The sequence below is a fragment of the Blastomonas sp. CCH9-A1 genome, from assembly GCF_001557175.1.
Lineage (GTDB): Bacteria > Pseudomonadota > Alphaproteobacteria > Sphingomonadales > Sphingomonadaceae > Blastomonas > Blastomonas delafieldii_A.
This window is the reverse complement of the sequence record NZ_LSHM01000005.1, coordinates 1-17,313: the sequence shown is the minus strand read 5'-3', so window position 1 is coordinate 17,313 and position 17,313 is coordinate 1. Positions and strand designations below refer to the sequence as shown.

General features: G+C 63.2%; 17 protein-coding genes. 4 read left to right on the top strand and 13 right to left on the bottom strand.

The genetic code is table 11. From position 1 onward, the window contains the following. Positions 1-131: 131 nt before the first annotated feature. The 6 genes from AX725_RS01910 to AX725_RS01885 all read right to left on the bottom strand — a co-directional run bounded on the left by AX725_RS01910 (position 132) and on the right by AX725_RS01885 (position 8,066). On the bottom strand, positions 132-1,910 hold the full coding sequence (locus AX725_RS01910; protein WP_060978035.1) for a DUF885 domain-containing protein: 1,779 nt from the start codon (positions 1,908-1,910) through the stop codon (positions 132-134). 204 nt (positions 1,911-2,114) lie between these two features. Next, positions 2,115-2,567, bottom strand: a complete 453-nt coding sequence (locus tag AX725_RS01905) for a MaoC family dehydratase (RefSeq protein ID WP_060978036.1) — start codon at positions 2,565-2,567, stop codon at positions 2,115-2,117. Positions 2,568-2,765: 198 nt separating this feature from the next. Further along, positions 2,766-4,655, bottom strand: coding sequence for an acetyl/propionyl/methylcrotonyl-CoA carboxylase subunit alpha (locus AX725_RS01900; protein ID WP_060978037.1), 1,890 nt, complete (start codon positions 4,653-4,655; stop codon positions 2,766-2,768). Then, positions 4,649-5,032 carry an endonuclease domain-containing protein gene (locus AX725_RS01895; protein WP_331710219.1) on the bottom strand — a complete coding sequence of 128 codons (384 nt, stop codon included), beginning with the start codon at positions 5,030-5,032 and terminating at the stop codon, positions 4,649-4,651. The genes AX725_RS01900 and AX725_RS01895 overlap by 7 nt, the downstream gene beginning before the upstream one ends. A gap of 153 nt (positions 5,033-5,185) precedes the next feature. Then, positions 5,186-6,787 carry a carboxyl transferase domain-containing protein gene (locus tag AX725_RS01890; protein ID WP_060978038.1) on the bottom strand — a complete coding sequence of 534 codons (1,602 nt, stop codon included), beginning with the start codon at positions 6,785-6,787 and terminating at the stop codon, positions 5,186-5,188. A gap of 130 nt (positions 6,788-6,917) precedes the next feature. Further along, on the bottom strand, positions 6,918-8,066 hold the full coding sequence (locus AX725_RS01885; protein WP_196490469.1) for an isovaleryl-CoA dehydrogenase: 1,149 nt from the start codon (positions 8,064-8,066) through the stop codon (positions 6,918-6,920). Positions 8,067-8,174: 108 nt separating this feature from the next. Here AX725_RS01885 and AX725_RS01880 point away from each other — a divergent pair, with 108 nt between their 5' ends. Then, on the top strand, positions 8,175-9,044 hold the full coding sequence (locus tag AX725_RS01880) for a LysR family transcriptional regulator (RefSeq protein ID WP_066043781.1): 870 nt from the start codon (positions 8,175-8,177) through the stop codon (positions 9,042-9,044). 68 nt (positions 9,045-9,112) lie between these two features. Here the strand turns inward: AX725_RS01880 and AX725_RS20830 are convergent, their stop codons facing one another. The 7 genes from AX725_RS20830 to AX725_RS01855 all read right to left on the bottom strand — a co-directional run bounded on the left by AX725_RS20830 (position 9,113) and on the right by AX725_RS01855 (position 13,977). Beyond that, positions 9,113-10,024 (bottom strand): DUF5677 domain-containing protein, encoded by a 912-nt coding sequence (locus AX725_RS20830; RefSeq protein WP_155645732.1) that lies wholly within the window; start codon positions 10,022-10,024, stop codon positions 9,113-9,115. Between the two features lie 122 nt (positions 10,025-10,146). Then, positions 10,147-10,308 carry a helix-turn-helix domain-containing protein gene (locus AX725_RS21400; protein WP_230962367.1) on the bottom strand — a complete coding sequence of 54 codons (162 nt, stop codon included), beginning with the start codon at positions 10,306-10,308 and terminating at the stop codon, positions 10,147-10,149. A gap of 9 nt (positions 10,309-10,317) precedes the next feature. Next, positions 10,318-10,470 carry a hypothetical protein gene (locus tag AX725_RS21395; RefSeq protein WP_230962366.1) on the bottom strand — a complete coding sequence of 51 codons (153 nt, stop codon included), beginning with the start codon at positions 10,468-10,470 and terminating at the stop codon, positions 10,318-10,320. A 198-nt stretch (positions 10,471-10,668) separates the two neighbouring features. Beyond that, a complete protein-coding gene (locus AX725_RS01870) occupies positions 10,669-11,490 on the bottom strand; it encodes a transporter (RefSeq protein WP_060979017.1) in 822 nt (273 codons plus the stop codon). Positions 11,491-11,634: 144 nt separating this feature from the next. Then, the gene (locus AX725_RS01865) at positions 11,635-11,820 is read right to left on the bottom strand and encodes a YegP family protein (protein WP_023838955.1); all 186 of its coding nucleotides are present in this window, start codon (positions 11,818-11,820) and stop codon (positions 11,635-11,637) included. Positions 11,821-11,881: 61 nt separating this feature from the next. Further along, positions 11,882-12,994, bottom strand: a complete 1,113-nt coding sequence (locus AX725_RS01860) for an NAD(P)/FAD-dependent oxidoreductase (RefSeq protein WP_196490413.1) — start codon at positions 12,992-12,994, stop codon at positions 11,882-11,884. Then, positions 12,994-13,977 carry an alpha/beta hydrolase gene (locus AX725_RS01855; RefSeq protein WP_060979019.1) on the bottom strand — a complete coding sequence of 328 codons (984 nt, stop codon included), beginning with the start codon at positions 13,975-13,977 and terminating at the stop codon, positions 12,994-12,996. Before AX725_RS01855 ends, AX725_RS01860 begins: the two co-directional genes overlap by 1 nt. Before the next feature lie 21 nt (positions 13,978-13,998). On the opposite strand from AX725_RS01855, the gene AX725_RS01850 reads away from it, so the two are divergent. Genes AX725_RS01850 through AX725_RS01840 form a run of 3 tightly spaced genes read left to right on the top strand, consistent with a single transcriptional unit; the run spans position 13,999 to position 17,218 of the window. Next, the gene (locus AX725_RS01850; protein ID WP_060979020.1) at positions 13,999-14,472 is read left to right on the top strand and encodes an A24 family peptidase; all 474 of its coding nucleotides are present in this window, start codon (positions 13,999-14,001) and stop codon (positions 14,470-14,472) included. 41 nt (positions 14,473-14,513) lie between these two features. After that, positions 14,514-15,545 carry a Flp pilus assembly protein CpaB gene (gene cpaB / locus AX725_RS01845; RefSeq protein ID WP_060979021.1) on the top strand — a complete coding sequence of 344 codons (1,032 nt, stop codon included), beginning with the start codon at positions 14,514-14,516 and terminating at the stop codon, positions 15,543-15,545. Then, positions 15,542-17,218: a type II and III secretion system protein family protein gene (locus AX725_RS01840; protein ID WP_067512875.1), complete on the top strand. Its 1,677-nt coding sequence runs from the start codon at positions 15,542-15,544 to the stop codon at positions 17,216-17,218. The genes cpaB and AX725_RS01840 overlap by 4 nt, the downstream gene beginning before the upstream one ends. The last annotated feature ends 95 nt before the right edge of the window (positions 17,219-17,313 follow it).

Genomic DNA, 17,313 nt, shown 5'->3' with positions numbered 1-17,313 from the left:
TGCCAGAAACCAAAATCGCCCTCCCCCGTCATTCCCGCGAACGCGGGAATCCCGCTTTTGCGCAAAGCTTTGAACAGGAAGCGGGACCCCCGCCTTCGCGGGGGTGACGGAATTGGTGAGTGCGCGGGACCTCACTTCCCCGCCTTGGCGAGCTTTGCCTTCTCCGCCGCGATGAATTCCTCCATCTTCTGCTCCATCACCGGCAGCGGCACCGATCCCAGCATCAGATAGGTGTCGTGGAACGGGCGCTGGTCGAAGGCCGCGCCCAGCTCGGCTTCCGCCTTCGCACGCATCTTGCGCAGCGCCAGCTCGCCCAGCTTGTAGGCGAGCGCCTGGGCCGGCCAGGAGATATAGCGATCGACCTCGGTCTCGACATCGCGCGGGGCCAGCGCGGTATGGCTGGCGAGATAGTCGATGGCTTGGCTCCGGGTCCAGCCCTTGGTATGCACGCCGGTATCGATCACCAGCCGCGCCGCGCGCCACATTTCGAAGGTCTGGCGGCCGAATTCCTCATAGGGCGTCTCGTAGATGCCGATCTTCGATCCCAGCCATTCGGTGTACAGCCCCCAGCCCTCGCCATAGCCGGAGAAATAGGTCTGGCGGCGGAATTCGGGCCGGTTGGGGGCTTCGAGCGCCACCGCCGCCTGGAAGCTGTGCCCCGGATTGCACTCGTGCAGCGCCAGCGCGGGGATGTTGTACAAGGGCCGCTGCGGCAGGTCATAGGTGTTGAACAGGCACGCATCCAGACCGCCGCGCCCCGAGGTGTAGATCGGCGCGATCACATCGGGCACCGGCAGCACGGTGAAGCGATAGCGCGGCAGGAAATTGAACGTGTCCTTGAGCTTGCCGTCCATCTTCTTGACCGTATAGGCCGCAGCCCCCAGCAGCTCGCGCGGTGTTCTGGCATAGAATTGCGGGTCGGTGCGCAGGAATTGCAGGAATTCGGGGAAACTGCCCTTGAACCCGGTCTCGCGCATCGTCCGCTGCATGTCGGCATCGATCCGCGCCACTTCCTTCAGCCCGATTTCGTGGATCTCCTCGGGCGTCAGGTCGAGCGTGGTGAAGACCTTGATCATGTCCTGATAGAAGCGCTTGCCATCGGGCAGCGCATAGGCGGCGATGGTCGTGCGCGCCTTGGGCATGTACTCGGTCCGCATGAAACCGAGCAGCTTGGTATAGGCGGGCACCACCGACGTCTCGATCGTCTTCAAGGCCTCGGCGCGGAGCGCGGCCTGTTCGGCGGGCGGTATGCTCTGCGGCATCACGCGGAAGGCATCGTAGAACGGATTGGCCTCGCCCGGCACCGTATAGGCCTCGATCGTCTTGTCGCGCCCCTCAATGCCGACGCGCGGCACGGTATAGCCCCGGGCCAGCCCTGCGCGCATGTTGACGATATTCTCGTCGAAATAGCGCGGAACATCGCGCATCCGCCCCAGATAGCGCTTGTAGCCGGTGGCATTGCCAAAGCCCTGGCGCGGGTTCAGCCCGCCCCAGAAGAAGGTGTCGCTGTTGAACGGCGCTTCATAGGTCTTGTATTCCAGCCCCTTGGCATTTTCCCAGACCGACTGGCGGAACACCGCGGCGTTGACCTGCTCTTCGGGCGACAGCTGATCCATCGGGATCGCGTCGAGCTGTTTCAGCACATCCTGCCAATAGGCGAGCCTGCGCGCCTGATCCGCCGGGGTTTCGCTGGTCAGCCGGTCGCCATCGACCCAGCGGCCATTTTCCTTGATCTGGGCCAGTTCCTTCTGCCGCCAGTCCCACTCCGCATCATAGAGCGCGCGCAGCTTCGCATCCATCGGGCCGGGCGCGGGCTTGGCGGCGGCGGGTGCAGACGCGGCGTCCTGCGCCATGGCGGGAGCGTTCGCCGTGCCGAGCAGCAGCGATGCGATAAGGATGGATGCGCGCATGGTGATGGGCCCCTTCGGAATGCCGTAAGCAGTTGTTCGGCATTAGAATGAAGGGCATTCGGCAGGTCAAGCGATCAGTATACGAAACGCGGCAGGCGATTGAATTGCATGCTCTTTTCCGCCACTCCGGCGCAGGCGGGGGTCCCCCTGATGCACGACAGCGAACGAGCGAGCGGGATTCCCACGTGCGCGGAAATGAAGGGTTCAGGCGTCTCTCTTCTTCACCAGCGCCGACCGCAGGCACCGGCACACCACCTCGCCCCGCTGGTTGATCAGTTCGTGCGTGAAGGTGACGATCCCGGCATTGGGCCGCGATTTCGACTCCTTGAGTTCGGTCACCTCACTGGTCGCGCGCATCGTATCGCCGATGAACACCGGCTTGGGCATGACCAGCTTGTCGTAACCGAGGTTCGCCACCAAAGTACCCAGCGTCGTATCCCCCACCGACAGACCGACCATCAGGCTGAAGGTAAAGGTGCCGTTAACCAGGATCTGCCCGAACTCGCTCGCCTTGGCCGCCTCGACATCGAGATGCAGCGGCTGCGGATTGTGCGTCATCGTGCTGAACAGCAGATTGTCGGTCTCGGTCACCGTGCGCCGGATCTCATGCTCGATCCGGTCACCGACCTGCCATTCGTCGAAATATCGTCCTGCCATATTTCCCTACCTCAACTACCCCTCTCCCTCGATGGGAGAGGGCTGCGAAGACTTATGAGCGAAGCGAATTAGTCGAAGCTGGGTGAGGGTGAGAATGCGCCAGCTCGCAACCATCACCCTCATCCAACTGCGCCTAGCCGGCTACGCCGACAAGGCTCCGTATCCTTCTCCCTGTCCAGGGAGAAGGACCAGCGCGCATCACTCCGCCGCCGCTTCGATCCGCACCAGCAACGCCTCGACCTGCACCTGCGCGCCCTCGCTGGCGTTAAGCTCCGCCACCACGCCATCGAACGGCGCGACAAGCGAATGCTCCATCTTCATCGCCTCGAGCGTCAGCAGCTTCTGCCCCTTGGCGACCTGTTGACCCGCCGCCACATCCACCGCAATCACCTTGCCCGGCATGGGGGAGAGGATGGAGCCGCTGCCTGCCGCCGCCGCACCTGCATTGAATCGCGGCAGGCCAATAGCAAAGCTCTGGCCTGCCTTCGTTACCAATGCAGAATCTTGATCTATCGCTGAGGAATAGACATTGCCGCCGAAGTCCGGGACCTTGGAAAGATGATGGACTGTACCACCGGCCTGCAAGACCAATGCCGTCCTTTTGCCGCTGTTGAGCCTGAAGCCTTCCAGCAATTCGTTGTCACGCGAATGACGCGAAGCGTCCGCATAGGCATGAACCAGGTGACGGCCAGCCTGACCGAGCAACTCATGATCAGGCTCTGCTGGCGGGATGAGAGCGTCCCCCTGCTCTGCAATGAAGGCTGTCGTGATCAGCGCAGATCGGAATGGTGCACTGCTTGCCGCCTTGTGCAAGAAACCTGCATTGGACTTGACCGGCCAGACCGCAGTGCCCTCAAGCGCGGATAGCAACCTGTCGACAGCATCATCCCGATCCGAACCATGGACGATGATCTTGGCAATCATCGGGTCATAGAATGGAGAAACAACCGACATTTCCTCGACGCCGGTATCAACCCGAGCTTCCTCTTCGGGAAGGCAATAGCGATCCAGCCTGCCGGTGCTGGGAAGAAATCCGCTCGCCGGGTCCTCCGCATACAACCGCGCTTCCATCGCCCAGCCGTTGATGCTGAGCTCCTCTTGGCGCAGCGGGATCGGCTCGCCGCTCGCCACGCGCAGCTGCCATTCGACCAGATCGACCCCGGTAATTTCCTCGGTCACCGGATGCTCGACCTGCAGCCGCGTGTTCATTTCCATGAACCAGATGCGATCCGCACGGAGGCCTTCGGAGCCATCGGCGATGAACTCGATCGTGCCTGCGCCCTGATAATCCACGGCTTTCGCCGCGCGCACCGCCGCGCCGCACACCGCTTCGCGCGTTGCCTCGTCCATGCCGGGCGCGGGGGCTTCCTCGATCACCTTCTGGTGGCGGCGTTGCAGCGAGCAATCGCGCTCGAACAGATGGACGACATTGCCATGGGCATCGCCGAACACCTGCACCTCGATATGGCGCGGGCTTTCGATCCATTTTTCCAGCAGCACGACATCATTGCCAAAGCTCGCCGCCGCCTCGCGCTTGCAGCTGGTGAGCGCGTCGGCGAAACCGGCGGCGTCATCGACCTTGCGCATCCCCTTGCCGCCGCCCCCCGCGACCGCCTTGATCAGCACCGGATAGCCGATGCGTTCGGCCTCTGCCGCGAGCCGCTCGGGGCTCTGGTCCTCGCCCAGATAGCCCGGCGTGGTGGGTACGCCGGCTGCGTCCATCAGCTTTTTCGCCGCGTCCTTGAGGCCCATGGCGCGGATCGAGTCCGGCTTGGGGCCGACCCAGATCAGCCCGGCGGCGATCACGGCCTCGGCAAACTCGGCGTTTTCCGAAAGGAAGCCATAGCCCGGATGGATCGCCTCCGCGCCGGTCGCCTTGGCGGCGGCGATGATCTTCTCGCCCACCAGGTAGCTCTCGCGCGCCGGTGAAGGTCCGATATGTACGGCTTCATCCGCCTTGCGCACATGCAGCGCCCTGGCGTCGGCGTCCGAGTACACCGCGATGGTGCGGATGCCCATCGAGCGCGCCGTACGGATGATCCGGCAAGCGATTTCGCCCCGGTTGGCGATGAGGAGGGATTTCAGCATGGGGTGTTCCCTTGAAATCCTCCCCGAGCTTGTCTCGGGGAGGGGGACCGCCCGGCCCTTGCCGGGTGGTGGAGGGGCAATCGCGCGACCGCGTAGTCGACAATGCCCTCGGCAACCTGCGCGCAATCCATCAATACGTCACTGGCCGGAACCCGCAGCGTTTCGATGCCTTGCGATGCCAGCCAGGCATCGCGTCGTTGGTCTCGCAGGGGTCGGTCCGCACAGTCATGATCCGAGCCGTCGATCTCGACCGCCAGACGAGCATCCGCGCAGTAGAAGTCGAGCACCAATTCGCCGCTTGGATGCTGGCGACGGAATTTGATGCCTTCGGGCGCGCCTTTAAGATGCTTCCAGAGAAGCACCTCCGGCAGGCTCATGACCCTGCGCAACCGACGGGCACGGGTGACTGCTCCGATTGCGGGCCTTGGGGCCTCATCCTTGAGCATGAAGAGCCCCTCCACCACCCGCTGCGCGGGTGGTCCCCCTCCCCGAGCGAGCTCGGGGAGGATTTTGGGTGTCCGCGCGTCCCCTCACATCCGGAACACCCCGAACCGGGGGGCCTCCTCGACGGGCGCGTTGAGGCACGCGGCGAACGCCAGGCCCAGCACGTCGCGCGTCTGTGCGGGGTCGATAATGCCATCGTCCCACAGCCGCGAGGTCGCGTAATAGGGGTTGCCCTCGTCCTCGTATTTCTGGCGGATCGGGGCCTTGAACGCCTCGGCCTCGCGCTCGTCCCATTTGTCGGCATCGCGGTGCACGGTCGCGAGCACGCTGGCCGCCTGCTCGCCGCCCATCACGCTGATGCGCGCATTGGGCCAGGTGAACAGGAAGCGGGGCGAATAGGCGCGGCCGCACATGCCGTAATTGCCCGCGCCGAAGCTGCCACCGATGAGCACGGTGACCTTGGGCACGCTCGCCGTCGCCACCGCCGTCACCAGCTTGGCGCCATGCTTGGCGATGCCTTCCGCCTCGTATTTGCCGCCGACCATGAAGCCGCTGATATTCTGCAGGAACAGGAGCGGAATGCGCCGCTGGCAGGCAAGCTCGATGAAATGCGCGCCCTTGACCGCGCTTTCGCTGAACAGCACGCCGTTATTGGCCAGGATTGCGACCGGCATGCCCCAGATATGCGCGAAACCGCAGACAAGCGAGCTGCCATAGAGCGCCTTGAACTCGTGGAACTCGGACCCGTCGACCAGCCGCGCGATCACCTCGTGCACGTCATAAGGCGCGCGGACATCGGAGGGGATGATGCCGTACAGCTCTTCCGCGTCGAATTTCGGTGCGCGCGGATCGCGGACATCGATGTCCGGCTTGGGGATCGGGCCGAGGTGCGAGACGATATCGCGCACGATGGTCAGCGCGTGCTCGTCATTCTCCGCGACATGATCGACCACGCCCGACTTGCGCCCGTGCAGGTCGCCACCGCCCAGGTCCTCGGCGCTGATCTCCTCGCCCGTGGCGGCCTTGACCAGCGGGGGACCTGCGAGGAAGATCGTGCCCTGGTTGCGCACGATCACCGTCTCGTCGGACATCGCCGGGACGTACGCACCACCCGCCGTGCAGCTGCCCATCACGCAGGCGATCTGCGGGATGCCTTTCGCGCTCATGTTCGCCTGGTTGAAGAAGATGCGGCCGAAATGCTCGCGATCGGGGAAGACCTCGGCCTGGTGCGGCAGGTTCGCGCCGCCGCTGTCGACAAGGTAAATGCACGGCAGCCGGTTGGCCTCGGCAATCTCCTGCGCGCGCAGGTGCTTCTTCACCGTCATCGGATAATAGGTGCCGCCCTTCACGGTGGCGTCGTTGCACACGATCATGCATTGACGACCCGAGACGCGGCCGATCCCGGCGATCATGCCTGCGCCAGGGATTTCGCCGTCATATTGATCGTTTGCTGCGAGCTGGCCGATCTCGAGGAAGGGCGAACCCGGATCGAGCAACCGCTCCACCCTTTCCCGAGGAAGCAGCTTGCCCCGCGCGGTGTGCCGCTCCCGCGACTTGGCGTTGCCGCCGAGCGCCGCTTCGGCGACCCTGGCCCAGAGCTCATCACGCAGCGCGCTGTTGTGCGCAAAGGCGGCGCGGTAGCTTTCCGAATTCGTGTCGATTTTCGTGTCGAGAACGGGAGCGGTCATTGCATAACTCCGTCATGCTGAACTTGTTTCAGCATCCATCGTGCCTGATGAGCCGAAGCCGCGTGGCGAGAAATGGACCCTGAAACAAGTTCAGGGTGACGGCTAAAGCATGAAGCCGACCCAATTCGCATCACCGCGCTCCGATCAATTCACGCGCGATCAGGAACCGCCGGATCTCGTTGGTCCCCGCGCCGATGTCGTACAGCTTGGCATCGCGCAGGAAGCGCTCGACCGGCCAGTCGGTGGTGTATCCCGCCCCGCCCAGCGCCTGGATCGCCTCGAGCGAGCATTTCACCGCATTCTCGCTCGCCAGCAAAATCGCGCCCGCGGCATCGAAGCGCGTCGTCTTGCCCGCATCGCACGCCCGCGCCACCGCATAGACATAGGCGCGCGCGCTGTTCAGCGCGACATACATGTCGGCGACCTTGGCCTGCACCATCTGGAACGCGCCGATCGGCTGGCCGAACTGCTTGCGTTCGCGCACGTAAGGCAGCACCACGTCAAGACACGCCTGCATGATGCCGAGCGGCCCTGCGGCGAGCACCGCGCGTTCGTAATCCAGCCCGCTCATCAGCACGCCGACGCCGCCGTTCAGGGGGCCCATCACGTTCTCCTCCGGCACGAAGCAATCGTTGAACACCAGCTCCGCCGTGGGGCTCCCGCGCATTCCCATCTTCTGGATCTTCTGGCCGATCGAGAAGCCCGGCATGCCCTTTTCGATGATGAACGCGGTGATCCCGCCCGATCCCTCGCCGGTCTTGGCATAGACGATCAGCGTCTCGGCATAAGCCGAGTTTGTGATCCAGAATTTGGTGCCGTTGAGCCGGTAACCGCCCGCGACCGCATCGGCCTTGAGCTTCATCGACACGACATCCGAGCCTGCGCCGACTTCCGACATCGCCAGCGAGCCGACATGCTCGCCAGAGATCAGGCCGGGAAGATATTTCGCCTTCTGCTCCGCATTGCCCCAGCGGCGCAGCTGGTTGACGCACAGGTTGGAATGCGCGCCGTATGAAAGGCCCAGCGAGGCGCTGGCGCGGCTGACCTCTTCCATCGCGATGACATGCTCGAGATAGCCGAGGCCCAGGCCGCCATCGGCTTCGTCCACGGTAATGCCGTGCAGCCCGAGCTCGCCCATTTGCGGCCACAGATCGATCGGGAACCAGTCTTCGGCATCGATCTTCGCCGCGATCGGCGCAATTTTGTCAGTGGCGAAGCGCCGCGTGGTGTCGCGGATCATCTCGGCGGCTTCGCCCAAAGCGAAGTCGAAATCGGGCATCATGGACATGGCGGCATCCTCTCCTGGAGCTCTGATCGCACAGGTTCTAGGGCCGCAAGTCAACAAAGGAAAATTGATATTGAAAGGGGTTTATCCTAGACGCTGTCTATGATCGAACGCTATCTGCTGCGCTATTTCCTCGCCGTGGTCGAGCATGGCAATTTCACCCGCGCGGCGGAAAGCTGCAACGTCACCCAGCCGACGCTCTCGGTCGGCATCGCGCGGCTGGAGGAAAGCGTCGGCGCGCGGCTGTTCCACCGCTCCAATCGCCGGGTGGACCTGACGCCGACGGGGGCGCAATTTGCCGAGCATGCGCGGCGGATCGAGGCGCAGTTCAACCTGGCCGAGGCCGCGATGAAGCAGCACCGGCCCGAGGCGATCGTGCGGCTGGGCGTACTCTCCACGCTCCCCACCGCGATCATCGCCGCGATGGCCGCCGCGCTTGCCGAATTGGACGGCATCCGCACCGAGTTCGTCGAGGGCCGCGCGAGCGAGCTGACCGACCGGCTGGAGGCGGCGCGGATCGATCTGGCGATCACGATGGAGCCGCAGGGCCGGTTGCGCGCCGATTTCGAGCCGGTGGTGACCGAAGGCTACAGCCTTGCCCTGCCCGCCAGCCACCCGCTCGCCGAGCGCACCGCCATCGCTGCACCCGAGCTGGCGCGCGACGTGATGCTGGTCCGTCGCCATTGCGAGCTGCTCGCGGCGACCAGCCAGCATTTCACCGCGCGCGGCGTCCGCCCCTTCTTCGCCGCCCGCTCGCGCAACGACGACCGCATCCTGGCGCTGGTCGCTGCGGGCGTGGGCGTGACGGTGATGCCGGACTGCTTTGCTGCGCCGGGCGTGGCGCGGGTGCGGATGGAGGATTTCGCGCATGTGCGCACGCTGGGGCTGCTGGTGCGCGAGGCGGGGGTGGTGCTAGACGAGGTGGTGGAGCGGGTGCGCGGGGTTATACGGGGAAGAATTGGGGGGTGGTGATGCTGAGCAAATTGGGATACCGTAATCACAAATTCTGCGAAACATTAATTACAAATGTTAGCTTATAATTACGAAAACTCGGCTCGATAAAAACTTGGGTTATTTTGTTCATCCATAATAATTGGAAGTGATTTTATCAAATTATAATGTTCCTTTGACTTTTCTAAAATTTTCATATTATTAATATACTGAGCCAGACATTCCAGTAGCCCCACATATGCAAATGAAGTTGATATAAATAAACTGAATTGATGATTGAGTAGATTTAATTCGATTGCTTTAGACGACGATAGTTTAGGCCTTCCCGGCAGAGTCAGGCCCCAGAAATAACAAGCGCTGAAATAAGTGCTATGCGTCATTTCTGATGCGTGACTATAAATGTTGAATACGGACCCAGTCAGCATAATCATAGACTTAGATGAAAAATTTCTTGAGATTATGTCAAGTCTTTGCCTGAGGTTGTGATCTGTCCAATCCTTTTCTCTACCGCCCTTTGTTGTAAACTCTGGCAACATCGCCTCTAGCCTGTCGATATCTTCTTTAGAGAGGTTACCCAAATACTCTATATCAACTTTCATACCAGCAACGTTCCACTGCCGCTTTAAGTCACGGTAAGCCTTAACCTCAGCGTGCCGCTCAGCCTTTGCAGCCACCTCTGGACCTAGCGACATAATATAGCATATGTTTACCACTCCCTCGACCAATGATCGAACAATTGGAAAAGCGTCTCTTACATTCAGACTAATTTCTTCAGTTAACTTTAACAAAGAATTGCCAGACATAGATACCAAATCGATCATAGGAACGACAACTTTGATCACCTCAGGCGCCGCACCACTAAAATTTAATAAGCCCTTTTTCTCCATAATAATAAGCTTCAAACAATCACTTACAAGATCAATCTGAGAAAAAATAATATTTCTCAGACCAAATATTGTATCAACAAACTTTTCTTTGGAGTCATCTCTCGCATTTGTCACCAAAATCAGCTCCTTATGCAGAACATATTTATGTCAAATGCTATTTTTATTTATTTAAATTATTTTATAATACAAGTTCCAGGCGGACTCCAGGACACAATACTAAATTACTTCCGCGTGCCCTACCCCAAAACCCCCAACCCATGCTTCTGCACAATCGAAAGCAGTTTAAGCGCCATGCCGCTGGGGCGTTTGGCGCCGGTTTCCCATTTCTCGACAGTGCTTTCGCTGGTATTGAGATAGCGCGCAAAGACCGGCTGGCTGACGCGATGGGCTTCGCGCAGTTGCTTGATCTATTCGGGCTTGAGTTCAGGCGGCGCTGACAGGCAGCTTTCGTCGAAGCTGCGCATGGTCGCCTTGTCCATCGCACCCACCTTGTGCAACGCAGTGGCGGAGGCGTGGACCGCCTCGAAGGCGTCGCTCTTGAACTTAACCTTGCTGGTCATTGCCAATCTCCCCGCCACCGCCAAGAGCGATTTAGCAGATACTATAGCGCAGTCCCGCTGCAAAATCCTCACCTGCAAGGGGAGGTGGCAGGCGGAGCCTGACGGAGGGGTGTCACCGGCCCAAAGGCGCCGACACCCCTCCACCACCCGCTGCGCGGGCGGTCCCCCTCCCCCGCTGGGGGAGGATTTGGCGGCCCCTCAAAACCGCGCCGATACCCCCGCGTAGACCTGCACATCGGGCGTCGCCTGATTGAGCCCGAAATTGACGCCGCCGTCGAGTTGCAAGTCGTCGCTGAGCAGGTGTGCGATGGCGAGGTCGGCGGAATATTCGCGGACGGTGCCGGAGGAATCCCAGTTCTGCGAGGTCCAGACCTCGCCCGAGACATTGGTCCGCTCGGACAGCTGATAGCCCAGGTTGAGCACGGTCTGCAGTTCCAGATGCCGCTCGTCGGGGTCGGCCGCGCCCGCGAGCAGGCTCAGCTGCGGGTTCACGGTCAGCGACCAGCGGTCGTCGAGCGCGTATTGGATCGGCACACTGATCCCCGCCTCCCACTCGCCATTGCCGATGCCGCTCTTCGCGGTCGGGGCCTTGATATAGGGAATGAGGCCGAGTTCGAACCGGGCGTCCTTGGGCGTGATGCGCTGCTTGTAGCGCAGGACAATATCACCGAAGCCGGTCTGGCTGGTGGTGCGTCCGGCAAAGCGGTTGCGGTTCTCGACCAGCGGGGTCAGCGTGAGCTGCACGTCGCTGCTGTCGGTGAGGCCCAGCTTGATCGTCGGGCTGGCATAGGCAAAGGCATCGCTGCGCGCGCCGCCAGCATTCAGCCGCGACCAGTTGATCGCCTCGAATTCGACCTGCACCATGCCCTTGGGCACGCTGCACGCGTTGTTCGCCTTGGTCGGCCGATCGGTGCAGATCGGATCGTCGCCGATGGCCGATTGCGCCATCGCGCCGCTGGTGCACGCCATGCCCATCAGCAGTGCCATCAGACCCGCCCGCGCGGCTGCCCATCCCGTCATCTTCCAACTCCCCCTTTGACACAGCGATCGCTGCCCGCAAGGACAGTCGCCATAGCCGGGGCCTAGACCAGCCGGGATTATCCGAAAGTAAACATGGGCCGATAAATCCTTCGCGATGTCCGCAAAGGACCTATCGCCCGCGTATCAGCCCTCGGTCGTGGTATCGACGATCGGCGCTTCGGGGCCGTTCTTCTTCATCGATTCGATCGCGTTCTTGGCCGAGGCCTTGCTGGCATAGCCTTCGGTCGAGAACATCACTTCCGAATTATACTTGAACCGCACGCGAAACTCGCCGGCCTTGTCCTTGTAGATCTCGAAATGGTGCGCCATCGACTCGTCTCCCTCAAACTGGGGCGAGGATATAAAATATGGCGATCCGCTGCCAGCACAGTCAGCCGAAACGCGCAGGATTATACAACTGCCCATCCACCTCGTTCAGCATCGCATCGGGGGTGAGGCCGAGCAGCACCGTCGCGGCCAGGCGCGCGGCGGCGGGCGCGGTCTGGATGCCGAAGCCGCCCTGGCCTGCGAACCAGAAGAACGCCGGTTGATCAGGGGCATAGCCGATGACCGGCAGCCGGTCGGGCGCGAAGCTGCGCTGCCCCGCCCAGCGATGCTCGACCGCCTCGATCGCCCAGTCCACCACCTGGGTGAAGCGGTCGATCGCGATCGCCATGTCGAGCTCGTCGGGCGCGCTGTCGCCGGGCGCTTCGGGCGTCTCGTCATGCGGGCTGAGCCAGAGCCTGCCGGCTTCCGGCTTGAAATAATAGTCGCCCTTGACGCCCAGGGTCAGCGGCAGATGCGCCACCGGCGCGGGACGGGTGCGCAGCTGCACGACGGTGCGGCGATAGGGCTGCACGCCGAGCGGGCGCACGCCGCAGCGGGTCGCCACCGGATCGGCCCAGGCACCGGCCGCATTGGCGAGGCGGGAGGCGGTCACCGACTGCCCGCCCAGCACCAGATGCCACTGCCCGCCGCGATACTCGGCATGCTCGAGCGGGGCCTTGAGCGCGATCTGCGCCCCGCCGCGCCGCGCAACCGAGAGGAAGGCCTGATGCAGCCCGCCGACATCGATATCCTGGCAATCGGGCTCGTACACGGCGGCCACGATGTCCTCAGCCAGCCCCGGCAGCAGCGCCGCGATCCGCTCGCGACCCCAGCGCTCCATCCGCACGCCCGAGCCTGCAAACTCCGCTTCGAACGCGTCGAGCAGCGGTTCCTCGCCCGCACGCGCCAGCGTCAGCGCGCCGCGCGGGGCGAGGAAGCTGCGCTCCCCATAGCCGCCCGGCGGCGAATGCAGCCAGGGGCCGGACGCGGTGGTGAGCGGCTGGACCTTCGGCCCACCATAGCTTTCCGCCCAGAACGCGGCGGATCGCCCGGTCGAATGATAGCCGGGCCGGTCCTCGGCCTCTGCGACCAGCACGCGCGCATGCGGCGCGGTCTCGGCGGCAAGGCTCGCTCCGGCGATCCCGGCGCCGATGATGACAACGTCGTAATCGGCCATCAAGCGGCGGCCCCGGCCTTTTCGCTGTGCGCGGCGGGGGCCTTGCGCGCGAGGAAATCGTCGATGGTCGCGAGGATGCGGTCGCGGATCGGATCGACCTCGCGCAGCACCTCGTGCCGCGCCTCGCGCCCGAAGCTGAGCAGCTCGGCCCCCGGAATGCGCGCAGCCGCCGCGACCGTCGCCTTGTTGTCGACCAGCTGGTCGGCGCTCGTGCCGATCAGCAGCATGGGCACCTTCACCTTTTCCCAGGCGCCGGGGGCATTGAGCCGGATGATCGATTCATAGGCGCGCTCGACCCAGTGCCAGCTCGCCGGGCCCATCACCAGCTCGGGCCGCTCGGCCCACCACCACAGTTCGTCCTGATAGCGCGCATCGTCATGCGTCAGCAGCGTCTGGCGGATCGCGAGCGGCGAGGCGGGCTTTTCGCTGACCTTCCAGGCGGGGCGTTCGGGTTTGCCGAAGCCGCGCATCAGCTTCGTCACCATATGCCCGACCGAGAGCGGCAGGCCGAGGCCCTTCAATCCCAGCATCGGCGCGCTGAGCACCGCCGCATCCGGGGTGATGCGCTTTTCCTGGATCGCGCGCGCGATCAGATGTCCGCCCATCGAATGGCCGACCACGACATAGGGGCCGGGGCGCGAGACCACCCAGTCCGCCCAGAAGCCGCCAATGTCGTCGATCCACTGGCTGAAGTCGTTGATATGGCCGACATATTGATGATCGCTCATCCGGCCGCTGCCGCCCTGCCCGCGCCAGTCCGCGGCGGTGACGTTCCAGCCCTGGGCCTGCCAGTGCGCGAGCGTCTCGAGATATTTTTCGTAAATGTCGCCGCGCCCCGGCATGAACAGGATCGACCCGCGCGCGGGGCCGTCGGCCATCCAGTCGATGCGGCGCAGCGGCCAGCCATCGGCGGCGTTCCAGCGGCTTTCCACCGCGCCTGCCGGGATCGCGCGCCGGTCAATGGTTACTTTTTGGTAAGTCATGCCCGCTATACGCCAGACCCCATGGAAAACGGTCCTCTCGTCTACGGTCTGCTGGCGGCCTTGGCAATCGCGCTGTTGCACGCGGCCTATACCGATATCAAGCGGCGCGAGATCGAGGACTGGCTGAACGCCGGGATAGCGCTCGCTGCACCGGTCTTCTGGTGGGCCTGCGGGCTGTCCTTCTGGCCGGACATGGCGTTGCAGCTGGCGCTGGGCGCCGGCGTGTTCGTGTTCTTTGCCCTGATGTTCGCAATCGGCGCGATGGGCGGCGGCGACGTCAAGCTGCTCGGCGCCATCGCCCTGTGGTTCCCGTGGGTCGAAATGGCGCGGATCACGATCATCATGTCGCTGATCGGTGCGGCGCTCACATTGATCGTTCTGGCCGAACACAAATGGAAGCGAAAGCCGGGTCAGCCGGAGGTTCCCTATGGCGTTGCCATCGCAATTGCGGCGCTTTGGCCCGTTGGCGAACGGTTTTTTAACCATTTTGCCTGAAAATATGAACATTCTGAAGGGTTTTGGGGGCTGCAAACGCCATGGATAGACGCAAAGTAATCCTGCTTGTAGGCGCGCTGATGATCGCGCTCTGCACAGCCTTTCTGGCCAGAAGCCTGTTCACCGGATCGGCAGCGCCTACCGTCACGGCAGCGCCGCAACAGGCGGTGGCCACGGGTCCGCGCGTACTGGTCGCCAAGCGCTCGCTGCCGGTCGGCACGATCATCACCCCCGACAGCGTGGCCTTCCAGCCCTGGCCGAGCGAACTGGTGAGCAACGCCTATTTCCTCGAAGCCGATTCCAAGATCGATTCGCTGCTGGGCACCGTCGTGCGCAACGCGGTGACGGCCGGACAGCCGGTAACCCAGGGTTCGCTGGTCAAGCCCGGCGATCGCGGCTTCCTCGCTGCAGCGCTCGGCCCGGGCATGCGCGCCGTCACCGTACCCGTTTCCGCCCGCACGGGCGTTGCCGGCTTCGTCTTTCCGGGTGACAGGGTCGATCTGGTGCTGACCCAGTCGATCAGCGGCGACAGCGGCCCCGCACTCAACGCCTCTGAAACCATCATCCGCAACCTGCGCGTACTTGCCACCGACCAGCGCGTGTCGGCGGAAGACGCCGAGGGCAAGCGCGAGGTCATCGCCTTCACCACCGTGACCGTGGAAGCCACGCCCAAGCTGGCGGAAAAGATCGCGGTTGCGCAGACCATCGGCACGCTCAGCCTGTCGCTGCGCTCGATCGCCGATAACGAGGCCGAACTCGAACGCTCGATGGCCGCAGGCGACATCAACCTGCCCGCCGGTGCCGATCGCAAGACCGAGGACAAGCTGCTCAAGGCACTGGCCACGCGTCCGGTCGATACCGACGTCACCTTTGTCACCGGCGGCGATGTATCGCGCTTCCAGCGTCGGTCGGTCCCCGTCTCGGGTTCCGCCAACCGCCAGAACGGCCCCAGCGCATCCAGTGCAGGCCCCATGCAGGTCGCAGCTCCGGCTGCACCGCCTGTCCCGCGTGGCCCCGTCGTACGCGTAGCTCGCGGCAATACAGTGACCGAAGTTCCGGTCGGAGGGAAATGACCATGCGTTTTTCCAAGTTCATCAAGGGCGCCCTGCTGGGTAGCGCCGTCGTGGCCACCGCATCGCTGACCGGACTGGTTCCGGCCATCGGAGGTGCCGCCCTGGCGCAGTCCGCCGTTCAGCGTCCGACCGAAACGCTGGTGCTCTCCATCGGTCGCGGCCAGCTGATCCAGTTGCCCGGCACCATGGCCGATCTGTTCGTGGCCGATAACAGTGTTGCAGATGTGCAGGTCAAGTCGGCCAGGCAGCTTTATGTCTTCGGCAAGGCCGGTGGCGAGACCACGCTCTATGCCAGCAACGCGGCGGGCCAGGTGGTCTATTCGGCGACCGTGCGCGTCGGATCGAACATCGATTCGGTCGACCAAATGCTGATGCTGGCCATGCCCGACGCCAAGGTGCGCGTCAGCACGCTGAATGGCGTGGTGCTGCTCACCGGGACGGTGGGTGCGCCCGAGGACAGCGCCGAGGCCGCACGCCTTGTCCAGGCCTTTGTCGGCGATAACGTGAAGGTCATCAGCCGCCTCTCCACCGCCACCCCGATGCAGGTCAACCTGCAGGTGCGCATTGCCGAAGTCAGCCGATCGCTGGTCAAGGAAATCGGCGCGAACCTGCTGACGCGGGACCTTACCGGAGGCTTCCAGTTCGGCGTCAGCCGCGCATCGCGCAATTTTGCGGCAATCGGCAACACGATTGACGTCAGCACATTGCCGCGCATCGATGCCTCGGCCCAGTTCGGCCTGCCCGCGGGCTCGCTCAGGCTGCCGTTCAACCCGTCGACCGGCCAGTTCGTCACCGGGGGGACCACCACCACCTTCAACAACGTGCTCGACGGCAAGACCGCTATTCAGGCGGCCGGACGTCTGTTCGGCGTCGATATCGCCAGCGCCTTCGACCTCGCCGAGCAGGTCGGGCTCGTGACCACGCTGTCGCAGCCCAACCTCACCGCGCTGTCAGGCGAAACCGCCGACTTCCTGGCGGGCGGCGAGTTTCCGATCCCGATCAACCAGGGCCTCGGCACCACGACGATCGAATACAAGAATTTCGGTGTCAGCCTGGCCTATACGCCGACAGTGCTGGCCAATGGCCGCATCTCGATCCGCGTCCGCCCCGAAGTGTCCGAACTGTCGTCCGCCGGATCGGTGACGCTGAACGGCTTTCAGGTGCCTGCGCTGACCGTTCGCCGCGCCGAAACCACGGTGGAACTGGGGTCGGGCGAAAGCTTCATGATCGCCGGCCTGCTCAGCAACAACTCGCAGAACCTGGTCGACAAGGCCCCCGGTCTCGGCGACGTGCCGGTGCTCGGCAATCTGTTCAAATCGTCCAATTTCCGTAAGGGCGAGACCGAACTGGTGATCGTCGTGACGCCGTATCTGGTGAAGCCGGTCAACGCCAATGACATCAAGCTGCCCACCGACGGCTATCGCTCTCCCGACGATCTGCAGCGTCTGATCAACCATCAGAATGCGGATGGCGTTACGGGCGGCGATCGCCCCAAGCCGAGCGTTGCACCGACAGAAGGCACGGGAGGGCCGGATTTCGGCGCGCTGCCCGATCAGCCGCGCGCACTGCCCCAATCTGCGTCCAAGCCGCAGCGCGAGGCCAGACAGGGCAAGGCGAAACAGGGTGACAAGTCTGCCGGTCTCGCCGCGGCCCCCGGTTTTTCGTTCGATTGAGGCCAGACCCCGCTTTGAGGAGAATAGCAATGCGCGCTTAGGTCACGTCCGTCAATGAGGTGTAATTTGGGGTGTGGTCACCGGGCTGCATGGTC

What these genes read in the sequence shown, in the direction of transcription:
- AX725_RS21395 (WP_230962366.1), bottom strand. Translation starts at nt 10,470, where the DNA reads ATGACCAGCAAGGTTAAGTTCAAGAGCGACGCCTTCGAGGCGGTCCAC.
- cpaB (WP_060979021.1), top strand. Translation starts at nt 14,514, where the DNA reads ATGGATAGACGCAAAGTAATCCTGCTTGTAGGCGCGCTGATGATCGCG.
- AX725_RS01840 (WP_067512875.1), top strand. Translation starts at nt 15,542, where the DNA reads ATGACCATGCGTTTTTCCAAGTTCATCAAGGGCGCCCTGCTGGGTAGC.
- AX725_RS01850 (WP_060979020.1), top strand. Translation starts at nt 13,999, where the DNA reads ATGGAAAACGGTCCTCTCGTCTACGGTCTGCTGGCGGCCTTGGCAATC.
- AX725_RS01895 (WP_331710219.1), bottom strand. Translation starts at nt 5,032, where the DNA reads ATGAGCCTGCCGGAGGTGCTTCTCTGGAAGCATCTTAAAGGCGCGCCC.
- AX725_RS01900 (WP_060978037.1), bottom strand. Translation starts at nt 4,655, where the DNA reads ATGCTGAAATCCCTCCTCATCGCCAACCGGGGCGAAATCGCTTGCCGG.
- AX725_RS01865 (WP_023838955.1), bottom strand. Translation starts at nt 11,820, where the DNA reads ATGGCGCACCATTTCGAGATCTACAAGGACAAGGCCGGCGAGTTTCGC.
- AX725_RS01910 (WP_060978035.1), bottom strand. Translation starts at nt 1,910, where the DNA reads ATGCGCGCATCCATCCTTATCGCATCGCTGCTGCTCGGCACGGCGAAC.
- AX725_RS01890 (WP_060978038.1), bottom strand. Translation starts at nt 6,787, where the DNA reads ATGACCGCTCCCGTTCTCGACACGAAAATCGACACGAATTCGGAAAGC.
- AX725_RS01870 (WP_060979017.1), bottom strand. Translation starts at nt 11,490, where the DNA reads ATGACGGGATGGGCAGCCGCGCGGGCGGGTCTGATGGCACTGCTGATG.
- AX725_RS01885 (WP_196490469.1), bottom strand. Translation starts at nt 8,066, where the DNA reads ATGCCCGATTTCGACTTCGCTTTGGGCGAAGCCGCCGAGATGATCCGC.
- AX725_RS01860 (WP_196490413.1), bottom strand. Translation starts at nt 12,994, where the DNA reads ATGGCCGATTACGACGTTGTCATCATCGGCGCCGGGATCGCCGGAGCG.
- AX725_RS01905 (WP_060978036.1), bottom strand. Translation starts at nt 2,567, where the DNA reads ATGGCAGGACGATATTTCGACGAATGGCAGGTCGGTGACCGGATCGAG.
- AX725_RS01880 (WP_066043781.1), top strand. Translation starts at nt 8,175, where the DNA reads ATGATCGAACGCTATCTGCTGCGCTATTTCCTCGCCGTGGTCGAGCAT.
- AX725_RS01855 (WP_060979019.1), bottom strand. Translation starts at nt 13,977, where the DNA reads ATGACTTACCAAAAAGTAACCATTGACCGGCGCGCGATCCCGGCAGGC.